This is a genomic window from Paenibacillus sp. Soil750 (assembly GCF_001428045.1).
Classification (GTDB): domain Bacteria; phylum Bacillota; class Bacilli; order Paenibacillales; family NBRC-103111; genus Paenibacillus_E; species Paenibacillus_E allorhizoplanae.
Map to the genome: position 1 here is coordinate 658,246 of NZ_LMSD01000012.1, position 20,908 is coordinate 679,153.

Here is a 20,908-nt window from a genome sequence, read left to right on the forward strand (position 1 = left end):
ATGATAAAGGTTTAAATAGGAATGATGCACAAATTATTATAAAATATCACGGTTCTTCATTCATTTCTCTAGTATATTGTTAATTGGTTGGTGGTTCTGTCAATAATGGAAGGAATATTTCGACACGGGTTCCCCCTTCTTCACGTTCGTACAGCTCAACGCCGTAGATATGACGGAAATAGCCTGCAATTCTTTCTCTTACATTGCGAATCCCGTAACCACCCGTGTGACGCTTACGCTTATTCTCCACCACTTGTTGGAGACCGATACCGTCATCATCGATGATGATCTGGAGCGAATTCTCTAAACGGTTCATCTGAATATGGACAGAACCAGTCAGCCTTGTGTTAAATCCATGAACAATGGAATTTTCAACGAAGGGCTGCAAGGTTAGTTTAGGAATATACAGTTCCATGACATCTATTGGCACATCAATAGCATAATTAAGGCCGTTCCCCCAACGAAGCTGCTGGATTTCCAGATAGCATCGGATATGCTCCAATTCATTTTCAATTGGAATGAAACTGTTTCCGTTAGATAAGCCGATCCGAAACATTTGTCCCATCAGTTCCAGAATTCGGCTAAGCTCTTCGTGTCCGGCCTCAATGGCCATCCAGTTCAGCTGGTCAAGCATGTTGTAGAGAAAGTGAGGATTAATATTAGCCTGTAACGCTTCAATTTCAGCTTTACGCTGTTGCTCATATCGCTGCTGGAGGGATAAGTACAAATCTTCGATCCGCTCGTTTTGCTTTCGGTAGCCGGCAAATAAATAACCAAACTCGTTCTGGTAATCTCCTGGCAAGTCCTGATTCTTACCACCGATCGAATAGGAGCTCATGGCAGATACCAGCATATTAATTGGTTTCGTAAATTGTCTACTTAAATAGAGGGTCAGCATTAACATCAGCAGTACAGCGGCAACACCAATGATAACAATAACCTCCGCCAAATGGACGCTACTTGCAGTAATCTGATCCCATGGTGTCATTTCTACTAAAGTCCAATTGGAGTCAGACAACTTCGAATATACCAAAAGCGAATCTCCCACTGTAGAATTCCCGCGGATATGGATAAAGCCGGATTTCTCGGTTTCCATGTTCGCCCTTTGACTCATTTCGAACTGCTCCTGCATTTCACCTATTTTCAAAATTTCCTGCCCGTTACTGTCTGTCATAATCCGATTGGAACCCCTTGAGCGGCCTTTTAACAGGGATCGGATTTCTTCGGCTTTTACATGAATAACAACAACACCTAAAAAAGTATCATTAAATAATATTTTCCTCCCAAAGCTAAGAACTGGAACATTCCCCGTGAAGCTAGGAATTTCATACTCGGATGTCCAGGCAAAATCACTTTTGTCCAAATACTGGCTCCATTCTCTTCGATTATCCAAGTCCTCTATATCCCAGAATTGGATGTAACTATTTTCTTCTTTCCGGAACGGACGCTCCATATACAGATCAATACCTTGAATGATAGGAATGGAATATGTAAGGTTGGCCATGGTATTCTGGACATTGTCGGCTTTTTGGTGCCGATCGAATTCATCCTGACTATTCCAAAGAAGTCTAATCAATTCATTGTCACGGGAAGTGGACAAGGATATCTGCTCAATCATTGTTAGCCGTGTTGAAATTTCGTTGTTTAATTCTTCCAACAATTGTTGTTGATAATGGGAGGTGTTTTTCACCAGAGCTTTAGAAGAAATATTGTAGCTCGTCCAAACAATACTGACTAGAACCAGAAAGATGAGAACAAAAAAGCTGCGGAAAAATAGGCTCTCAATTCGAAACTTCTTGAAAATATTAGTCATCTGGCGTTTCTCCCAACTGTAATTACTGTGAAAGAAAACGGTAAAGCTACGAAGGAAGCTCGTCTCTTTACCGTCCAATTTGCATATTCAAATTTATCTTAACCTTTAATCCCCGTCGTCGCAATGCCCTCAACAAAATAACGTTGCAGAAACGTAAATACGATAGTTGCAGGGAGTATAGATACTAGAGACATTGCCAGCAATTGGCCCCATTCTTGAGCTGATTGCGCATCATTGATCATCCGCAACGCCAAACCTACGGTGTATTTATCTACCGAGTTTAGGTACAGCAAGTGGCCAAGGAAGTCATCCCAGTTCCACAGGAAGCAGAAAATCATGATTGTTACAATTGCGGGTTGGGTCAGTGGCAGAACCACACGCCAGAATATACCAAACCATGAACAACCGTCAATCTTCGCAGACTCGTCAAGATCTTTTGGGATACCTCTAATAAACTGAATCAGCAGGAAGACGAAGAAACTACCGCCCGCTCCACTTGCCACCAAGTGAGGAACCACAAACGGAAGATAGGTGTTTACCCAACCCAGTTGGTGGAACATAGCATATTGCGGAATAATTAGTACTTGTGAAGGCATCATCAAAGTCATCATAAGAATAGAAAACCAGAGATTCTTTAATGGGAAATCTAGACGAGCAAAGCCGAATGCAACCAAGGTGGTTGAAAAAAGCGTTGCAATTAAAACCATTGCTTCAAGACTAAATGTATTTACATAAAAGTCAGTAAATGTGCGTCCGGGAATTGCATGCCATCCATCCGTGTAGTTGCTCCATTTGGGAACCGAAGGAAAGATCCCAGGCGATCCAAGCTCTGCATTCGATTTAAGTGATGCACCAACCCACCAGATTAAGGGGTAAATCATAACAATACTGAACACAATCATAAGGGTATGGCGGACAGTAGCATTCCATTTTATGTTCATTTTCTTTTCTTACCTCCTGTGTCAGTTTCATAGAAGACCCAATACTTCGAAGTGCCAGCAATAATGGCTGCTACTATGACAATCATGACCAGCATAATCCATGCTAAAGCTGAAGCATATCCTAGCTCATAGCGACTGAAGGCCCTCTCATATAGATATAATGCGTATACATACGTAGAATTCATCGGTCCGCCATTGGTAATTACGAAAGCAGAAGTAAACATTTGGAATGAATTGATTACACCCATAATTAAATTAAAGTAAATAATCGGTGAAAGCATTGGTAGCGTAATTTTGAAAAATTGTAAAACCTTGTTCGCACCATCAACGGATGACGCTTCGTAAAGATCGTTTGGGATTTGCTTTAATCCTGCGAGAAAGATAACCATGGCTGAACCGAACTGCCAGACCGTTAGGAGAATCAGCGTCCATAACGCAGAGCCAGGATTCGTAATCCAACCTTTTCCTACTATTCCGAATATGGACAAAATTTCGTTAAAGATTCCGTCAACACCAAAAATATTACGCCACAAAATCGATACGGCAATACTTCCACCGATAAGAGAAGGAAAATAAACCGCGGTTCGGTAAAAGGAAATACCTTTCATAGCCTTATTTAAGAGTGTTGCCACCAACAAAGCGGCAACCAGTTTCAACGGTACTGATGCCAGCACATATTGAAATGTTACTTTGACTGATTGGGTAAATCTCGGATCATCTGTAAAGATACGGGTATAGTTCCGTAAACCAATCCATTTAATTGGTTCGAGCAACGTATAATCGGTAAGTGAATAATACAATGATAGAAACATAGGATACGCCGTCAATCCAAAGAATCCGATTAACCATGGAGAAATAAACAAATAACCTGCTAACGGGGCATCCCATCTGCTGAGAAACTTGCGCATCTTTTTCACTTCAGCGCCGTTTGCAGCAACGGTAGTAGAATTGTTCAAGTATAATCACCTCTGTACTTTCTTTATAATCGGTATTTTATAACTCTATTATATAAGTCGCTCATCTCAGTCTATAGTAGGGAAATCATCGAATTATTATAAAATATAACGAAAAACGAAGAAGCTAGCCGTGGCTGCTTCCTCGAATGGCGTTATACATAGGGAGAATTACTTTAGGAATAAATCAATCGTTCGGCACTGTCGGCAATCCCGCTTTTTCTGTAAAAATAAGTATTGATCCGATCTCTCCATTCTCTGGCATGCTCCACTTGCTCTTCGATACGCTCAGCAACTTGCTTATGCAGTACCTCATTCATGGTTCCAGCTAGACTGTACCATTGTGCAACAAGCTGCTCTGCCTTTTCCACACCTTCGAAATGAGTGTCATATATATGCTGAATAACGGTTTTACCCGAATGAAGGACGTGAATATAGGGAACATGATGGAAGAAAAGCAAAAGTTCGTCCGGGCAATCTGCTAGAGATTCATATCGTTCAAAATTTGGTGAGTTGTATTGGGATGTATATCCAGTACCTGTTGCCAGTGTCCGATCAACACCGATTCCATGCCAATCTGCATAATGATACGTCCCCCACTTGGCGTATTCGTATCCGTCTACATCAGGGCCATAGTGAGTATGGGGAGTAACCATAAACCCAACGCCTAGCGGTGCCGTATAGCTCTCATAAATGGCTGGCGAACTCATTAGCATGTTCTTAATCACATGGATGATATTTTCATTATCGCCGAACGTAAGCTTGATCCATTCCTCTGCAATATTCTCAGCAGTCAATTCTGGATTCCAAACCAACCTTCCATAGCCGTACAAATTGGCTTGCGCCAGCAAATGGCCTGTCCAATTCATGTCATCGCCGATATTGGAAACAGCAGCAATGCCTGCCAACCGATTGCCATGAACCGCCCCGCTGGCAATACGCTTAATGGATGAACCTTCACCATTGGTGTAGGTTTCAAAGTCCAGAATTTCCTTCCATTGAGGGATTAAATAAAACACGTGTCGTTGCTGTCCTGTATACTCCTGAGCAATTTGGAATTCTAGCACCTGATTTGTGGACGGCATGGCTCCCAACAGCGGAGATACAGGCTCTCTGACCTGGAAATCCATGGGACCGTTTTTGATCTGCAAAATGACGTTATCCATAAAGCGACCGTCCAAGGGCTTGAAGTGATCATAGGCGGCTCGAGCACGATCCGTTTTTCTGTCGCGCCAATCCTGCTTGCAGTTATAAACAAAGCAACGCCAAATAACCATGCCACCAAATGGCTCTAATGCCTCAGCCAGCATGTTGGAGCCGTCAGCATGATCTCGGCCGTAAGTAAAAGGTCCCGGTCGGTTCTCAGAATCCGCTTTTACTAAGTAGCCGCCGAAATCCGGGATAACCGCATAAACGTCCGCTGTTTTTTCTTTCCACCACTGGCGCACATCCGAGTCAAGGGGATCCGCAGTCGTCAGACCGCCGATTTCGATAGGGCTGGCATAATTGACCGATAGGAACAGCTTGATTGCGTACTCACGGAAAATAGCAGCCAGTTTGGCCACATCAGGCAAAAATTCTGTAATTAGTTTACTTTCCACTTTATGAACATTCACATTATTGATTACAATTGCATTCAGCCCTGCGGAGGCAAGCATTCTTGCGTAATCTCGAATACGGCCATGATCTTCGGTAATCAGGTTATCTTTGAAAAAGATGGATTCGCCGGCATAGCCCCTTTCCACGCTGCCGTCCATATTATCCCACTGATTGATCATCCGTAACATATTGATAGGATTTTCAACAATATCTAATTCGTTAATGTCCGAGCCTGTACTTAACAGACGAAGCAAGTGGAAGGTTCCGTATAACACTCCTTTGGCGGAAGCCGCACCGATTGCAATACAATCGGTTTTTTTATCAGTTATAATGACATAGCCTTCCTGCCCAACCTGTGTAATTTTCTCCGCTGTTACTATACGATCTACATGAGGATTGTTGCCAAATGTTCCAATCGCAATGACAGGTTTCCCTTGTTCCGCAATTTCAGGCTGCACGCCCAAGATCCCCTCTAGACCATGGGTTAATTCTGATACTGCGGTTTGAATAACTGAATCCTTTTCCGTTACGTGAATTCGGTTAAAAACCGCATATTGATCGAATCGATCACCGGGTAACAATTGGCGGTATCCTAGCCATGCTTGATATCCGCTGCCGGCTTGGAAGGTAGAAAATGTGCCCATGTATAAATAAATCCTCCTCGTGTTGTCTTCATTATTATCTCAGTGTTTGTATTCCCAAATGACACCTGAAAGACTTTCTATGATACATCCACTGGCCCAAAGCGGTATAATCCGTGCTTAACGGGCTTCTAGCTGTTAGTATCAATCTTTCCATGATATCCTCCAATCCCATTCAAAAAGATTAAAAGATACCCTGGAACAAGTATTTGTTCCAGGGTATCTGACATAGACTACTTTTCGTATGACTTCGATGCAGACTTCAACTGATCAAAAGCTTGTTGTGGGGTAATTTTACCAAAAGTAAGTTGATCACCGACCAACGTCCAATCCTTGTCAATAAAGTTGGTCCAGCCACTTGTTGAATCCCAAGTTTGACCGTCTTTCTCTGTTGCGCGAAGCAGATCCAAACCGACCTTATCTTGATCACTAAAGCTAGATTGAAGAAGGGCAGAAATGTCTTTGTTAGCAGGCAAACCGCGAACTGTTCCCAATATTTTAGCTGCTTCAGCATCATTAACGAACCAGTTGACAAACTTCTTAGCTTCTTCCTGCTTCTTCGAGTTTGCGCTAACAGCCAAGTACATCGAAGGCTTCAACCAGCCGCCCGGAGCGGAGGCGCGAGGCATGGTCACCAAAGCGTAGGCACCTTTTTTCAAGCTATCATACGTACCATATCCATTAGAGAAAGCATAGCGTACCAAGATTTTCCCTGAAACCATTAGGTCCAATTTAGGATCATTTTCTTTGTCAGAGGCATTTACGTCAGCTGGAGGAACAAGTCCATCTTTGCGCAATTCTTCGAATTTCTTAGTCCATTCTAGGTAAGTCGCTTGATCTACATTAAATTTGCCATCTGGGGAGACAACCGAACCTTTCCCTTTAGCATACTGATAGGCAGAGTAAACGAAGTAATTACCGCCGTAATCCTTAGTGAAATACGTTCCACTAGGTAATTTCGACTTAGATTCTTTGGCTAGAGCAAAGTATTCATCCCAGTTCCAACCATTAGCAGGATTCTTTATGCTTAGTTTATCCATTGCCGCTTTGTCATAAATCATACCAAAGGCAACAGAACCAAGGGGAATACCGAATTGTTTACCGCCGGATTGTCCGCCAGCCATCAGTTTAGCATCAAATTTACTTACATCCACAGTTGGAGTCAGTTCAACTAATTGCTTGCGGGCAGCCCAATCGGGCGTCCAGCCCGGATCAAGCTGTACAATATCCGGCGCATTGTTGGCAGCCGCTTGCGTGGACAATTTGTCCAGATAACCGTCCATACCAGAGTACTCAGGTTCGAACGTTACGTTCGGGTTGTTCTTCGTGTACAACTCAAGTGCCTTCAAGGTTGCGTCATGACGATTCTGAGCCCCCCACCACATAATACGAAGCTTTACCGGCTCGGTGGATGCCTTGGCTGTCGCTGTCGGTGCGGCAGTTGGTGCTGAACTACTAGTTGTTCCTTTGTCGCCACCACCACAAGCAGCCAGTGATCCAACCAAAGCAGTTGTTGTAGCCAAAACGGCTAAAGAACGTTTCCATGTAAACATTGTTACCCCTCCTAAATGTCATTTATTGTTTTTATTTCTGTTACTATCGTAACAACTCAGCAATGAGATTGATATATGAATGATCCACGAATTGTTATAAAAAAGACCGAAAATGTTTGGAGCTAGAATCATAGTTATGGTAGAAATGAACTTTCATTCCCCTCTGTCGTATCCAGCATCTAGTTAAAAATTATATCAAATTAAAATGATATCAATTTGGGGTGAAATATACTTATAATGGTTTTGTGTAAAGCGGATTTAACTGACATTGAATACAACAAGGGGGGAGTCGTGTGAAAAAGCAGGGATTGGGTCTAAAACTGCAAAAGTTGCATTCTTTAAATGCTTGGATCATATTGTTTCTGGCAATTAGCGGTATTTTACTTTATCTACCACCCATGCGCGCTTTATTAGGTGAGGGCCGGGTTTGGCTGAAGCAGCTGCATATCGCAGCTGGATTGGTATCTCTGGCTTTGATAATTATATACCTTCCGTACATCCGCAAGCATCTTCGCCTGCTGACTACCCGCAAAGCCCAGCAGGGTAATCTGATGCTTGTACTTGTACTATTGGTAGGCTGGATTGTCTCGGGCCTTGTCTTATGGAGATATCGATCATTTCCTCCAGCTTGGAACAATTCGGCATTACTCGTTCATGATTTGCTGACGTGGGTCGGCATTCCATACGCCGTTTACCACTCCGTCACACGAAGTCGTTGGTTGAGAAAAGTCGGCCGGGAAGTTGGTCGGAATCAACATCCCCCCTTGGGCAAACCAATGAAGGTCAAAGAGATCGGTACGTATGAGCCGAAAACGGGCAGAATTTCCCGCCATATATCTCGTAGATCCTTCATCAAGACGGGTGTGGCGGCGGTTGTGGTGGCGGTCGCCATGCCCCCTTTTATCCGTTGGCTGAATTCTGCAGTAAGCGGCTCGAACCTCTCCTCACTTCAAGAAGAGGAATCCGTGTTCGCGGATTTTCTACAGCCGACGCCATTGTCGGATTCACTGCCACCGAAGGGGGGCGGAGCGAAGGGCAGCTTTCGGATCTATACAGTGACAGACATACCCAAGTTTAATCCCGATAAGTGGACATTCACTGTCGACGGGCTGGTTAATCAGCCTTTCCAATCGAGTTGGACCGAATTTCTGGCTTTTCCCCGCCAAGTGCAGGTCAGCGATTTTCACTGTGTCACAGGTTGGTCAGTCAACAGCTGTACTTGGGAGGGCATTCCTCTGAACAAACTGCTAGAGCAAGCAGGAGTTAAGGAGGGGGTGAAGATGGTGAAATTTCATTCAGCTGATGGCGAATATACGGACAATATCACCATTGAACAGACCTGGATGGAGGACGTGATGGTTGCAGTCATGCTAGATGGTAAGCCAATTCCCAGAGACATGGGAGGCCCTGTTCGGCTAGTGGTTCCACAAATGTATGCATACAAATCAGTAAAATGGCTGAACCGGATCGAGCTCATCGACAGTGATCATACTGGCTACTGGGAACAGCGGGGCTATGCCAAAGATGCCTGGATTTGGGTTCCGCCTATGTAATTCGTATTGATTCTCATAATTATGACGTACTCTTTGTAGCACAGCCTACCATTTCAAAAAAGTGAGATCTCCTAATGTGACGGGATCTCACTTTCATATAACATGCTACAATCCGTATTCTTTCATGATAACAAATAGCCCTACGATTTCTCGTAAGGCAATAATCATACGTTTCTAATTTAAGCAATTCTAGTGAACCAATCTACCATCCCTAAACTTCAAAACCCGTTTCGCTTGCTCCCCAATCTGCCAATCACTTACCACAAGTACAAATCATTTCCTTTTAGCTTGAAAATTGCCTCAAGCAAATAATATTCTCCGTAAATTAGTCCTTACCGTCCTGGAGCAGATTCAGCTCCTCCGGCGGGAGGTCGTCACCGAGCATATCCCGCCCGTTGTCCACACCGAAGATCGCCCCAGTCTGTGGATGGAAGGTGAAGTCCACCGTATTGCGAAGTCCGCGGGCAAAGACACGCCCCCCCGGAGCCGTCGGCGTTGTAAACCCACATCGCTGCACGACGGGGGTCCTTCTCTTTGCAGACATTGCAGCTCGATCCAATCGTTACGTACATAAGTCCGTCCGGGCCGAAGTGAACGGTGCGGGTGTAGTGCCCGCCGTCCGTAGGCAGATCCACAAGCTTGTCCCCGCCTGTGCCCTTACCTCCTATTTCTCTTCTAACTCAATCACCGGTATAACTTCGAGCCAATCAATCCGTACTATCTTTTCCATGGATTTAAGAACAATGCGATGTAATCCTGGACTAAGCTGAAATTCTTCATTCAAACGCAGTGTACTCCATGATTTCCCAACAACCTCTACGATTTCAATTACTTTATCATCGACTGAAACAGCCATCCGCGCTCTTTCATTAGGTGCAAAAGCATGCAAATCAACTGTATAAAGCGCGGCTTTGGAAGCATGACCAACTGTGAATTCATAAGCGAACCAATCTTCAGTTGTTAATTGAACACATAATTGTTCATCAGCTTGCCAACTTTCCCCCTTGCCATGTTGAAAGTTAGGTGTCGATCTGGCTCCTTCTATAAAGCGGATATCTGTTCTATCATTTATCCGAAATCCAATGTTTTCAGCCATACGATTCTTGGTCCCGTAGCTAATCCCTTCTCCCCTGTAACCATAGAAAATTGCTGGTATACGAGTCGAAGGTCTGCGGAAAAGGGCATCCGTTACTTCTTTTTGATACAAACATTGCTCGAAAGAAATGTTGTGCAGGTATTCCCATAAAATGTGCTCGGCTGCTGCCTCATCTGGTTTAACTCCGCCTTCTAAGAAGTCAATCAACTGCTGCCAGCCTTCTGGCTTGATCACAGTACATGGCGAATTATTTTTGTCCATTTTTTTCCAAGTCCAGAAATTCCAAGAGATGTCATGATCCTCAAATAATCGAAATGCACCTGCATACCATTCCTTATTATTCTCGCCGCCTTCGCCCATATAGATCGGCACGTTCCATTCTTCACGCTTATCCAGATAAATCTGAATACTCTCCGTATCTGGGTTGTTCCAGTATTTATGAAATTGAAGCATAAGATTATCATCAAATTTATCATTGAAAATCGACCAATCTGTAGCCCAGTGCACACCTTCCAAAATGATCATATGACGATCATCGACTTCACGAATAGCTTTGGTAATTTTCTTATAAAGCGGCATTACTTGATCATTATAAGCTGAAAACCATTCAGGCAACGGCTCGTTCAAAAGATCATAACCTGCTACAATCCACTCATCTTTATAACGCTCAGCCAGCATTCGCCATAACGCGACTGTGATCTCTTGATTCCGCTCGTTCGTAAACAGCTCAGGTTTATCGAACTCCGAATCATCGATATTCGTTCCTGTCTGTCCTCCTGTAGCACCGTGAAGATCAAGAATCACATAAAGTCTATGCTTACGACACCAATCAATGATGTTGTCCATGATCTTCAAATGAGAATAATTATAGAGAACAACCTCACCGTCACTATCCTCTATCAAAAACCTGGCAAGAATCGGCACACGAACGGAATTGTAGCCATCTGCAGCGATCTGCCGAATATCAGACTCAGAAATATATCGACTATAATAAATCTCCCAGAATTGCTGAGCCTTCTCTTCGCCGATCAAATCCTTAACCATCTGTTCGATTCGTCTTGGTCGATCCCCTTGATCAGGAAAAAGCCACATGTACCCTTCCGGAAGCATCCAACTGCCAAATCCAACGCCGCGAAGCAGAATCTCTTGTCCTTCACCGTTTATCAGCTTTTTGCCTTTGGCCTTTAAAAATCCAGTTACTTCATGCCCTCCAGTTATCAAAATAAGATTCCCCCTCTCCAATTCAATTGATGGCATTATCCTTTGATCGCACCTTCAGCAATCCCATTAAGAATATATTTTTGCAGAAATAGATAAAAGATAATGACAGGCAGCATGGCCAGCAATAAGGCAGCTAAAATATTGGACCAGTCATTGCTGTATTCACCAAACAACATATTCGTTGATAAGAGCAGTGTATATCGATCTGAATCGGTTAATATTAACAGTGGCAACAGAAAATCATTCCATATCCATAGTAAATTCAAAATCGCAATGGTAGCTGTGACAGGTAGAAGTAGCGGAAAAATCACAGTAAAGAACAATTTAAACTCTCCACAGCCGTCGATAACTGCAGCTTCATCCAAATCTCGAGGTATGGATTTGACAAAACCATGATATAGAAAAATGGCCATGGACACACCTAACCCGATATAGATTAATCCAAGTCCATAAATCGAACCTTGGATCTGTAGTTCTCTAGATATTTTCACAAGGGTGATCATGACCGAGTGAAAAGGGATTAACATTGAAAGAATGAAAAGTCCAAACAAAAAAGCACTCAATTTCCCTTTCGTTCTAGACAGCTTGTATCCAGCCAAGGAAGCACAACCAATAATCCCAAATAAACCAACAACAGCAATTTGGATCGTATTCGATAAGCTTCTTAAGAAATGTATTTTTTCAAAGGCGCTTGGATAATTGGAAAATTGAAAATCAGTAGGAAAGGATAAAATATTCGTCAGCATCTCGCTTTGCGTTTTCACAGAATTCAATAACCCCATATAGATTGGAAATAACATCACAACCGTTCCGACGAGCAGGAAGAGAAAAATAAGAGATGAACCAGCACGACGACCTATTAGACTAAGACCAACACGTGCATCTTGACTCCTCATGCTTCCACCTCTTTTCTTTTCATGATCCACAATTGAACGAGCGTGATGATCAAAACAATCAAGAACAGAATCATTGCCTTAGCGCTAGCATAACCATAACGACTACTCAGACTAAATGCTTCTTCATATATATTAAGTGCAATAACCTGTGTAGCACGGCCTGGTCCACCACCAGTCAAAGCAAATACCGCATCAAACACTTTAAAGGAACCGTTTAAAGTCACGAAAAGACCAATGGTCAAAGCTGGATATATCATGGGGAGAGTCACATTTCGAAATGTTTGCATCGCATTTGCCCCATCTATAGCAGCAGCTTCTTTCATCTGTTGCGGCACCCCTTGAAGCGCTGCAATGTATATGACCATTAAGTATCCTACTCCACTCCAGAGGGAAAGAATCAAGAGTGTATAAAAGGAGAATTGGGGATCCCCAATCCACGATTGGTCTAAAAAGTGAAAGATCGTATGTTCAGCTATATAGGGTAAAACCTTAGTGAAAATAAACATCCACATAAACCCGCCGATAATTAAGCTAATCATATTTGGCATAAAGAAGATCGTCCGAAACCAAACCTTACTTCGTTTTTGTGATTCTATGAAGACTGCCAAAAGGATAGCCAAAAAATTGGATAATACGACCATGAATATAACGTATTTGAGTGTAAACCAAATGGAATTCCGAAAGTATGGATCATCTGTGAGCGCTTCGATATAGTTGCTCAATCCCACCATATTATAGGTAGGATTGAGCCCATTCCAATCCGTTAAGCTGTACCAGATCCCCCCAAAAGAGGGGGCGAGTACAAAAACGGAATAGAAGAGTATTGCGGGAAAAACGAAGGCTAACAGGATGATGTTTTGCTTCCTATTTTTTGTGAAAATCATTTCCTATCACTCCTAGTTAACCGTTACTCAGCCTTTATTTAGTAGCTTTAACTGCTGCTGCCCATGTTTTATCCATTGTTTTAATAAACTGCTCTTTGGTAACGGTTTTAGCATAATAGCTTTGTAACAATTTAGCTTGCTCGTCTGTAACACCGTTTGGCAGCTTCAAATCCTGATACGCTTTCCCATTTTCTACATAGGCTGAGGATTCCTTCACCCACGGATTTACTTCAAATTTATGCACAGTAGAGATAGGATTGAATTTCAATTGTTTAAATAGCGCGGAAGAATCTTTCTCATCTAGGATATAATTCAGCAGATCAAGTGCCACTTCTTTGTTTTTAGTTGTTGGCGATACTGCTAAGGAAGTAGAGGTTGAAAGATTAATCATGGTATCTTTGGGATCATTGCTTACAGGTAGTGCTGCAACGCCCATTTCAAAGCTTGGATTAACTTTGAGAATGGCATCCGCATTCCAAGGGCCTTGTACCCACATAGCGGATTTTCCATTGGCAAATTCAGCGGCACCAGCTTCATTACCAACCTCGAAAGGTTTTTTCGTGCCGTTTGCGTTAATGAGATCGATAATATCAAAAATGGCTGCTACGTCATTATATGAAGCCTGACCCGCACTCATCTTTTCAATCCAATCCGGATGCTTCGAGGAAACAATACCACCAAGCGATTGCGCAGTCATAAGTTGTGGAACCCATGACTCTTGAAAAGCCAGTTCAAATGGTGCAATATTGGCTGCAGTTATTTTTGCGATAACAGCTTTCATTTCATCCAATGTGTTTGGAGGTGTTATGCCCAAATCCTTGAATGTTTTTTTATTGTACAAGTATCCCCATGTTGTGCTTTCAAAAGGCAACACGACGATTTTACTATCGATGGTAACGGTTTTCTTCACGGGTTCATACAAGCTTTTAATGGCTGCTTGACTAGATAGATCACTTAGGTAACCTGCTTTGTAATAAGCCGGAATATCATTTGCATGAATGGTAAACAAATCTGGTGCATCATTCGATGCTAGACGAGTTTGTAAGATCTGCTTGGCTTGATCCGAATTAGGCATTTCCGTTTTAATCGTGACATCTACATTTTTCTCGGCCAATTCTTTTGCTTTAAATTGCTCGAAGTATTTTTCAAATTGTTCTTTATACTGGGGATAGCTCATAAATACATTCAGTTCTACTTTTTTCGGAGTTGATGCCGCCTTTGTACTAACTGGTGTACTTGCAGGTGCTGCACTACTAGCGTCTGTATTCGTCTTACTTGTGCTAGTGCCGCATCCTGTAGCTAATATCAAGCCTAGGATAATACTCATATTAAGCATTTTCTTCATGGATCGTTCCCCCTCTGATTTAACTGCTCCTTCAGTATAGTGGAAGCGTTTTCTATATTCATTTCAGGATATTAACATCTTCTATTGCACAATATTGATACAACTTGGAAAAACAATCCAATTACTTCCGTAATTCTCCCGGGGCAATTCCATAATGTTTTTTAAACACCCTGTAGAAATAGGCAAGGTCTGGATACCCTGTCATTTCAGCAGCGTGCTTAATAGATAACTTATGATCCACAATGAGTTCTTTGGCTTTTTCCATGCGTTTATGATGAATATAATCGGTAATCGTTTCCCCGGTGAATGTTTTGAATGCTCGACTTAAGTGCTCTTTACTTATATAAAAATAAGCGGCGAGTGACTCCAATGTAATCGATTCCTTATAATGCCTATTGATGTACGCGGTCACTTCTCGCAAGTCCAGCTTATTTCTATTTTTCCGTGCCTCCAGGAGTAAAGCAATAGCCTGATTATACATGCGTTCAATCTGTCCAATGGTTTCTATGACAGAATTCCAACCCATTTGATCGGACGGCGGTTGTTCCAATTCAGATATGATATGGTTCCATGCTAGCTCACTTGTCGAAACAAACTCTTCGAGCATTAAAGTAAAGTCATGACCTATTTTGTTCAGCATACTGCCATCGAATTGTTCAGCCTGTATCGGTTCCATAAATTGCCCTAATGACTTTAACGTTTGATTGATACCTGATGCATTTAAATCCAACATATAACCGTAGACCAATTGACGATATTTCAAATACTTATCGAGTGAAGCCGCATCGGCAAATACAAGCGGTGTTTTCCAAGATACTTCAGAAATTTGCTTGGCTTGCTGCAGTTCACGAACACATTGCGCTAGGGCAGCATTCAGCTCTTCTGGGTCCACCGGTTTTAATAAGTATTCCTTCGCTTGGGATCGAATAGCTTGTTTTAGATAAACAAAATCATCGTAACCACTCATCACAATGATCTTAAGTGAAGGATGTTTATCATTCAGCGCCTTTAAGAGCTCTACACCATCAATACCCGGCATTCTCATATCGGTTACCACGATATCAGGTGCTAGCTCTGCGACCATTTGCAATCCTTGTGTTCCGTCCTCTGCCTCACCTATTATCGTTAATTGGAGCTTGTCCCATTCTCCAAGCTGCTTGATCACTTTTCTTGACCAAGGCTCATCGTCCACAATCATCACTTTATACATCTTCAAACTCCTCCTTTTCCTGTACCGGCAATACGAATAAAACGATCGTTCCCTTCCCTGGCTTGCTGAAAATACGTATACCATATCTTTCGCCAAAATGCAGCTTCAACCGGGAATCGACATTCTTCAAACCAATACCTTTTCTTTTTCCGCTCTGCTCATCTTCATAGAATTTCAAATTAGTATCATTGCCAGAACGTAAACCTATTCGGATATGTCCAAGCTTCTCTTCGTCTAAACCTACGCCATCATCTTGAACAGCAATTAAAATTTTCTTACGGATTCGTTTGATTCTTACCTCAACGAGCCAACTGCCTTCTTTTTTATGCAGTCCATGTTCAAATGCATTTTCTACGATAGGCTGAAGTGTAAATTTGGGAAGCTGGCTCTCCGAAGGTAAATCATCTTTCTCAACCACCACTTGACATCGCCCAGTAAACCGCTGCTCCTGGATGAAAATATAGTTCTGCATATGCTTGAGTTCATCTCTAAACGTAACTAAATCGCTACCCGTACTGATTGAATATCTTAATAAATCTCCGATCACCCGTGTAACTCGATATATTTCAGGCGCATCCTTCTCTAAAGCCATCCCTCCGATTAGATGAAGGGTATTGTTTAGAAAATGCGGATTGATTTGAGCTTGTAGTGTCCTCAGTTGCGCAGTCTTAATGTCTATTTTCCCTTGGTATTCTACTTCAATTAACTCTTTAATGCGTTGCATCATTGAGTTGTAACCATGCTCTAGTAGTCCGAGCTCATCACTGTTTTTGACAGATTTCAATTCAAAGCTTTGAATTTCCGCTCTTCTCATGGTTCGTGCTAGACTTATAATCGGCTTACTAATACGAAGCGAAAAAAGGATAGAGAGAATAATCGAGGCAGCGACAAATAAGCTCCCAGTTACAATACCGGCATTAATCGTAGCTTGAGCGCTGCGATTTATCGTTTCAAGCGGTATGGCTTTTATCAATGTTAATTTACCATTGCTAACTTTTTGCATAAAGAAATAATACTTATTGGTTTTCTGAATTCCAAGACCACTATCAGGTACAGCGAGACTTTTTAATACAATAGGAATATCTCCTAATGCATGTTCATTCTTTGACCCAGATAATAATTCCCCTTCATCGTTGCTCAAGAAGATGGAACTGTCTGGTTCAGATCCAAGAATACTGCCGACCTCATCCCAAACCTTGCGGTTGATCTTAACGGAAAGACCACCCAACAACTTACGATCTTCAAATCGATTCATACTGTGAAACGCATAAACCCCATTTAGTTCCTGCTTAAAATAAATATTAGTCGGGGTATCCAGCATCCGGCTCCATGGCCCAGTCCGGATATCCATAAAAGAAATTAATTGGCCGACATAACTTACGGATAATGCCTGTTTGTTTTCATGAATATAAAGCGTAAAATCATCAATTTTACGGGAATTGGAATGTAATAATGAGGTTAGCGTATCACCAACATATTTTTGCGTTTGATATTGTACATTTAAATTCGGATTAGCCACTTGTTGAAGATTACCCATTAATTCCGAATTGATCTGAACGGTATAAAATAAAATGTTCATCTGCTCAATAAGCTCATTCAGATATTGGTTAGCCCATTCCATACGTGAGTTATTAGCACTAATTATTTCCTGTTCCACCGAATGCCGTGTATTGTTACTAGCAAGCCAAGTTACAGTCACAACAGGTAATGTAGTTAAACAAATCATCAAGACCATCAATCTAAAACGGATTCCTATTTTTCTTTTCAGTAGTATCCCCTCATTTCACGCTTGCTGTTGGCTATGTATTAAGCAACAATGCAGTCATGGCTTTATCTCATTTTATCCCCAATACTACGATCATAAGAAACTATTCGTGTGAGATACCGCGAATCCTCTAAAGTCGGCTTTATTCAACATAAGTTCTACGTCCATCAATTTTAAGGGGTTATCTCATGTGAACTCAGGAATAGGAGATAATATTAAGATGGATATCTTTATTATTGAAACGGTAATGAGATCGATACGTTTTCTGATTTGTTGCATATAGGCATAGGTACAAAAAAGTCACTTTTACTTACATAAAATGAATTATTACCCAAAATGAATAATATTTTTTTCTGTGTAGTGCTCTAAGAAAGTAATTAAATAGTGATAATTGGACATTAATTATGAAAATAGCCAACACACCATCTTCCAAACATGGTGTGCCGGCTATTTTCGGATATGTTACTTGGGAGCGCTTACTAGGTTTTCCCTTCAGTTAATGCAGGGACAACACCGCTCTGACCGAGTTTGAATATTTAATAGAAAGTTCGTTCTCATCAGGAACTAACCGTATTCCAATCACCGACATGTCCAAGTTAGTTAATTATGAAAAATAACAAAAAAAGAAAAAAATGTGATATTCCAAAATAAATTAGAAAACGGAGCCCGCAAACCCGCGGCGCTGTCCACAACATCTTTAGGCAAAGGGCTTGGATTGAATTGAGTAAGCTATGATAAAAATTGATTCTCGTCTTCCTGGATATGTGTTTTGCCATATCTAGGAGTTACTCAAACATTAAATACAATTATATTTTTCGTTATGATCCTTAAACCGTTATAATTTAAATAATGGGAGCACATTGAGTGTTACCATAGACGATGTTATTAAGCTTCATCCTACAATCCAGTCGATGAAGAACTGACTCTAAACTCAATTGGATATGGCTCATCCGCTTCTGAAGGAAACTGGTCAGCTTGGGGCTTACTAAAGTTATTGAATTTTAAAACTCTGAATGAAAAAGTAAAGCAAGAGAATCTTACTGAACCTTCTGGCGGAAAGAAGTAGTGTTAGATTAAAACATTTAGATAAATAAATGGGGGAAGTAAACGATGAAAATCGGGAAATTAAAACTCGGATGGATACTAGGTAGTGCAGGAGTCATTTTATATGCTGCCTGTTATCTTACTTTAGTTGGGATCAATAGGTACACGGCGTACAAGGGAAGTGAGGAAATAAACAAAGTAACTATAAACCGCGTAAATACAATGTATAATGAGGATTTAGAACAGTGTGGAAAAATTTTATTTAGCGGTTATTCGCTTAAAGAAATCTTAAAACTTGATAAGAATTTTGAAGTACTGGACAAGGGTTCAAATACTCTGACTGAAGAACAAATTAAAGATATGGATTTGTTTAAGTGTTCCCAAAAAGAAGTTAGGAATTATATCTTCACAAAAAAATAGGAATATCCTTGAGGAGAGCATCATCAGGTGTAATCGTAGGTGTGAACTTGAATGGGTTGTGGTGCAAGAATTAAGTGAGATAGCAATTACCCATTAAATTGTAATTATCAATGCCACAATACCAAATATTTTATTGAGCCATACAACATCAGATAGGACAAGGCTTTTTCATTTATTAACCATCGCAAGTTATTTCAACAAAGTATTTATGAAAATGGAAGGCATCACGCCGGGCGAGTTTCGAAAGAACTTATTCATATAACTATGTGGATTCCTAAAGAGACTGACCCTGAAATAGTTACTCTCTCAGGGTCAGTTCTTTTCTTGTTATTGTTTTCGAAATCGCCGGTTTAATTCCTGTAGTAAACGTAATCGTCATGCTGTTATAATTGTTATTCGAAGTAATATTTGGGTTGATCTGGGTACCGCCGTTTTTCTTGACATAAACGTAGCCTTGACCTGCTTGAACGAGAAAAAAGGCACTTCCATCGCTAGGAAGCACCAAAAAAATTAAATGACAAACGAAATAATTCAAGTGTCCGACTTGCAATTGAAACTTTGGAACAAAAACTACCATAAAAACATAGTTGAATATATTATTTATGCTCCTGGCGTAGGAGTGGCTCTGAATGCATTTACAGTCTTGTCCATAACAACCTGTGCATCACTTCCCGAATCAAGAATCGTATTTTGAAGCGATTCTTTTTCTACCAATACTGTTGTTACGGTAAGCGGCTTTGATGCTTTGGTAGTCAACAAAGCGTCTACTTGCGCAGAAAAACAAGAATCACTTATCTTGGCATGAACCTCCGTGGCAACAACATGATTATTAGAAATATAATTTCCATTACCCGAAACAATACGTATGATTACAGGTGTTGCACCTACAGGCTTGATGTTCTGAGTATTAATTCCTTCAGAAAAGTGATTAGCAATTACAGAATTATTATTGCCACTGATATAGAGGAGACCATACAAATCATCTAAACCATTGTCTATTCCCAGAAAAGGAGTCCAAGGTTCATGGTCACGTAAAAAGTGATTTGAAGAAACCAAGTTTTCAGAACAATTTTCCCTGAATACCACCATTCCTGGATAAAATGAATGAAGTCTATTATTAGTGATACTGGAACGTGTCACACCATCAAAATAGATACTGCTCGCACCTCGTGGAAAAACATTATTCGCTGTAATCAAAAGTCCACCAAAATTTTGAGCGTAAATTGAATATCCTTTAAAACCGGCTCCTATCAAGTTATCGGTTATTTTTGAAGCCTGTCCCCAACCTCGTAGTTCTATACAGTTACCACATTCAGCTATGAAATTATCATGTATAGTCAGTGCATCTGCATGATATATAGTAATTCCATGCTCTAAATACACAAACCCCATACCTGTAATCCGAAATGAGTCACAAGCACTTGCAACATAAATACCCGTTTTCCCGTTCGTGTATGTGTTTTCCGGATTTGTTTCTCCTAAACCATCTCCAATAAAATGCAAACCATCAATACAAAAGTCAGAAAACTCTACCGAACTTATTCGGGGATTTCCACTTCGTTCAACATAAAATGCAGCTCCTTTATATTCCTCGTCATTTACTTCTAGGGGAATATCTACGAGTATGCGACTTCCTCCCGGCCACAATTCATGCAAATCCGCCCATTCATTCTCAGATGTATTAAAACGAATACTCGAAGATGTAAACCCGTGTCCAGAACCCATAATTTTAAGATAACTGATGTCTATAACTACTTGACTGCCAAGATGATAATCTCCCGGTGGAATATAGATAACCGCACCCGGCTTTCCGCCTTTATTCACATCAGTGTCCGTTTGCCTACTTTTAATATCTGCTATAATGCTATTGATTACCTCACCAATATCCTCATACGGATTACCGACAGGCCACTCTGTTACGTCGTAATAATTTTTACTAGCCATAAATAAATTCTCCTATCAATTAAGTGTGTT

General features: G+C 41.2%; 14 protein-coding genes. 2 read left to right on the forward strand and 12 right to left on the reverse strand.

The window, feature by feature from the left end; translation table 11 throughout:
* Positions 1–79: 79 nt before the first annotated feature.
* From ASL11_RS14980 to ASL11_RS15000, 5 genes are all read right to left on the reverse strand, one after another.
* Positions 80–1,813: a sensor histidine kinase gene (locus ASL11_RS14980; protein WP_056615553.1), complete on the reverse strand. Its 1,734-nt coding sequence runs from the start codon at positions 1,811–1,813 to the stop codon at positions 80–82.
* Positions 1,814–1,911: 98 nt separating this feature from the next.
* Positions 1,912–2,754: a carbohydrate ABC transporter permease gene (locus ASL11_RS14985; protein ID WP_056615555.1), complete on the reverse strand. Its 843-nt coding sequence runs from the start codon at positions 2,752–2,754 to the stop codon at positions 1,912–1,914.
* Positions 2,751–3,662 carry a carbohydrate ABC transporter permease gene (locus ASL11_RS14990; protein ID WP_056617113.1) on the reverse strand — a complete coding sequence of 304 codons (912 nt, stop codon included), beginning with the start codon at positions 3,660–3,662 and terminating at the stop codon, positions 2,751–2,753. The genes ASL11_RS14985 and ASL11_RS14990 overlap by 4 nt, the downstream gene beginning before the upstream one ends.
* Before the next feature lie 221 nt (positions 3,663–3,883).
* The gene (locus ASL11_RS14995; protein ID WP_056615559.1) at positions 3,884–5,950 is read right to left on the reverse strand and encodes an alpha-glucuronidase family glycosyl hydrolase; all 2,067 of its coding nucleotides are present in this window, start codon (positions 5,948–5,950) and stop codon (positions 3,884–3,886) included.
* A gap of 230 nt (positions 5,951–6,180) precedes the next feature.
* Positions 6,181–7,500, reverse strand: coding sequence for an ABC transporter substrate-binding protein (locus ASL11_RS15000; RefSeq protein ID WP_056615562.1), 1,320 nt, complete (start codon positions 7,498–7,500; stop codon positions 6,181–6,183).
* A 293-nt stretch (positions 7,501–7,793) separates the two neighbouring features.
* Here ASL11_RS15000 and ASL11_RS15005 point away from each other — a divergent pair, with 293 nt between their 5' ends.
* Complete coding sequence (locus ASL11_RS15005; protein WP_063795575.1) at positions 7,794–9,053, forward strand: molybdopterin-dependent oxidoreductase; 1,260 nt, start codon at positions 7,794–7,796, stop codon at positions 9,051–9,053.
* A 664-nt stretch (positions 9,054–9,717) separates the two neighbouring features.
* On the opposite strand, the gene ASL11_RS15015 is transcribed toward ASL11_RS15005, so the two are convergent.
* The 6 genes from ASL11_RS15015 to ASL11_RS15040 all read right to left on the reverse strand — a co-directional run bounded on the left by ASL11_RS15015 (position 9,718) and on the right by ASL11_RS15040 (position 17,440).
* Entirely contained in the window at positions 9,718–11,370 is a 1,653-nt protein-coding gene (locus tag ASL11_RS15015) for a glycoside hydrolase family 5 protein (protein WP_235550474.1), read from the reverse strand.
* Between the two features lie 35 nt (positions 11,371–11,405).
* Positions 11,406–12,266: a carbohydrate ABC transporter permease gene (locus ASL11_RS15020; RefSeq protein ID WP_056615571.1), complete on the reverse strand. Its 861-nt coding sequence runs from the start codon at positions 12,264–12,266 to the stop codon at positions 11,406–11,408.
* Entirely contained in the window at positions 12,263–13,150 is an 888-nt protein-coding gene (locus tag ASL11_RS15025; RefSeq protein WP_056615574.1) for a carbohydrate ABC transporter permease, read from the reverse strand. The genes ASL11_RS15020 and ASL11_RS15025 overlap by 4 nt, the downstream gene beginning before the upstream one ends.
* Positions 13,151–13,184: 34 nt before the next feature.
* On the reverse strand, positions 13,185–14,495 hold the full coding sequence (locus ASL11_RS15030) for an ABC transporter substrate-binding protein (protein ID WP_056615577.1): 1,311 nt from the start codon (positions 14,493–14,495) through the stop codon (positions 13,185–13,187).
* Positions 14,496–14,616: 121 nt separating this feature from the next.
* Positions 14,617–15,705 carry a response regulator gene (locus tag ASL11_RS15035; RefSeq protein WP_056615579.1) on the reverse strand — a complete coding sequence of 363 codons (1,089 nt, stop codon included), beginning with the start codon at positions 15,703–15,705 and terminating at the stop codon, positions 14,617–14,619.
* Entirely contained in the window at positions 15,698–17,440 is a 1,743-nt protein-coding gene (locus ASL11_RS15040; protein ID WP_082595468.1) for a sensor histidine kinase, read from the reverse strand. Before ASL11_RS15040 ends, ASL11_RS15035 begins: the two co-directional genes overlap by 8 nt.
* Positions 17,441–18,580: 1,140 nt before the next feature.
* Here ASL11_RS15040 and ASL11_RS15045 point away from each other — a divergent pair.
* Positions 18,581–18,934, forward strand: coding sequence for a hypothetical protein (locus ASL11_RS15045; RefSeq protein WP_056615584.1), 354 nt, complete (start codon positions 18,581–18,583; stop codon positions 18,932–18,934).
* A gap of 600 nt (positions 18,935–19,534) precedes the next feature.
* Here the strand turns inward: ASL11_RS15045 and ASL11_RS15055 are convergent.
* The gene (locus tag ASL11_RS15055; RefSeq protein WP_056615594.1) at positions 19,535–20,878 is read right to left on the reverse strand and encodes a NosD domain-containing protein; all 1,344 of its coding nucleotides are present in this window, start codon (positions 20,876–20,878) and stop codon (positions 19,535–19,537) included.
* Positions 20,879–20,908: the final 30 nt, after the last annotated feature.

Bases quoted from the DNA above. Each gene is read 5' to 3' on its own strand.
- ASL11_RS14980 (WP_056615553.1), bottom strand. From the start codon at position 1,813: ATGACTAATATTTTCAAGAAGTTTCGAATTGAGAGCCTATTTTTCCGC.
- ASL11_RS14985 (WP_056615555.1), bottom strand. From the start codon at position 2,754: ATGAACATAAAATGGAATGCTACTGTCCGCCATACCCTTATGATTGTG.
- ASL11_RS14990 (WP_056617113.1), bottom strand. From the start codon at position 3,662: ATGCGCAAGTTTCTCAGCAGATGGGATGCCCCGTTAGCAGGTTATTTG.
- ASL11_RS14995 (WP_056615559.1), bottom strand. From the start codon at position 5,950: ATGGGCACATTTTCTACCTTCCAAGCCGGCAGCGGATATCAAGCATGG.
- ASL11_RS15000 (WP_056615562.1), bottom strand. From the start codon at position 7,500: ATGTTTACATGGAAACGTTCTTTAGCCGTTTTGGCTACAACAACTGCT.
- ASL11_RS15020 (WP_056615571.1), bottom strand. From the start codon at position 12,266: ATGAGGAGTCAAGATGCACGTGTTGGTCTTAGTCTAATAGGTCGTCGT.
- ASL11_RS15025 (WP_056615574.1), bottom strand. From the start codon at position 13,150: ATGATTTTCACAAAAAATAGGAAGCAAAACATCATCCTGTTAGCCTTC.
- ASL11_RS15030 (WP_056615577.1), bottom strand. From the start codon at position 14,495: ATGAAGAAAATGCTTAATATGAGTATTATCCTAGGCTTGATATTAGCT.
- ASL11_RS15035 (WP_056615579.1), bottom strand. From the start codon at position 15,705: ATGTATAAAGTGATGATTGTGGACGATGAGCCTTGGTCAAGAAAAGTG.
- ASL11_RS15040 (WP_082595468.1), bottom strand. From the start codon at position 17,440: ATGGTCTTGATGATTTGTTTAACTACATTACCTGTTGTGACTGTAACT.
- ASL11_RS15045 (WP_056615584.1), top strand. From the start codon at position 18,581: ATGAAAATCGGGAAATTAAAACTCGGATGGATACTAGGTAGTGCAGGA.
- ASL11_RS15055 (WP_056615594.1), bottom strand. From the start codon at position 20,878: ATGGCTAGTAAAAATTATTACGACGTAACAGAGTGGCCTGTCGGTAAT.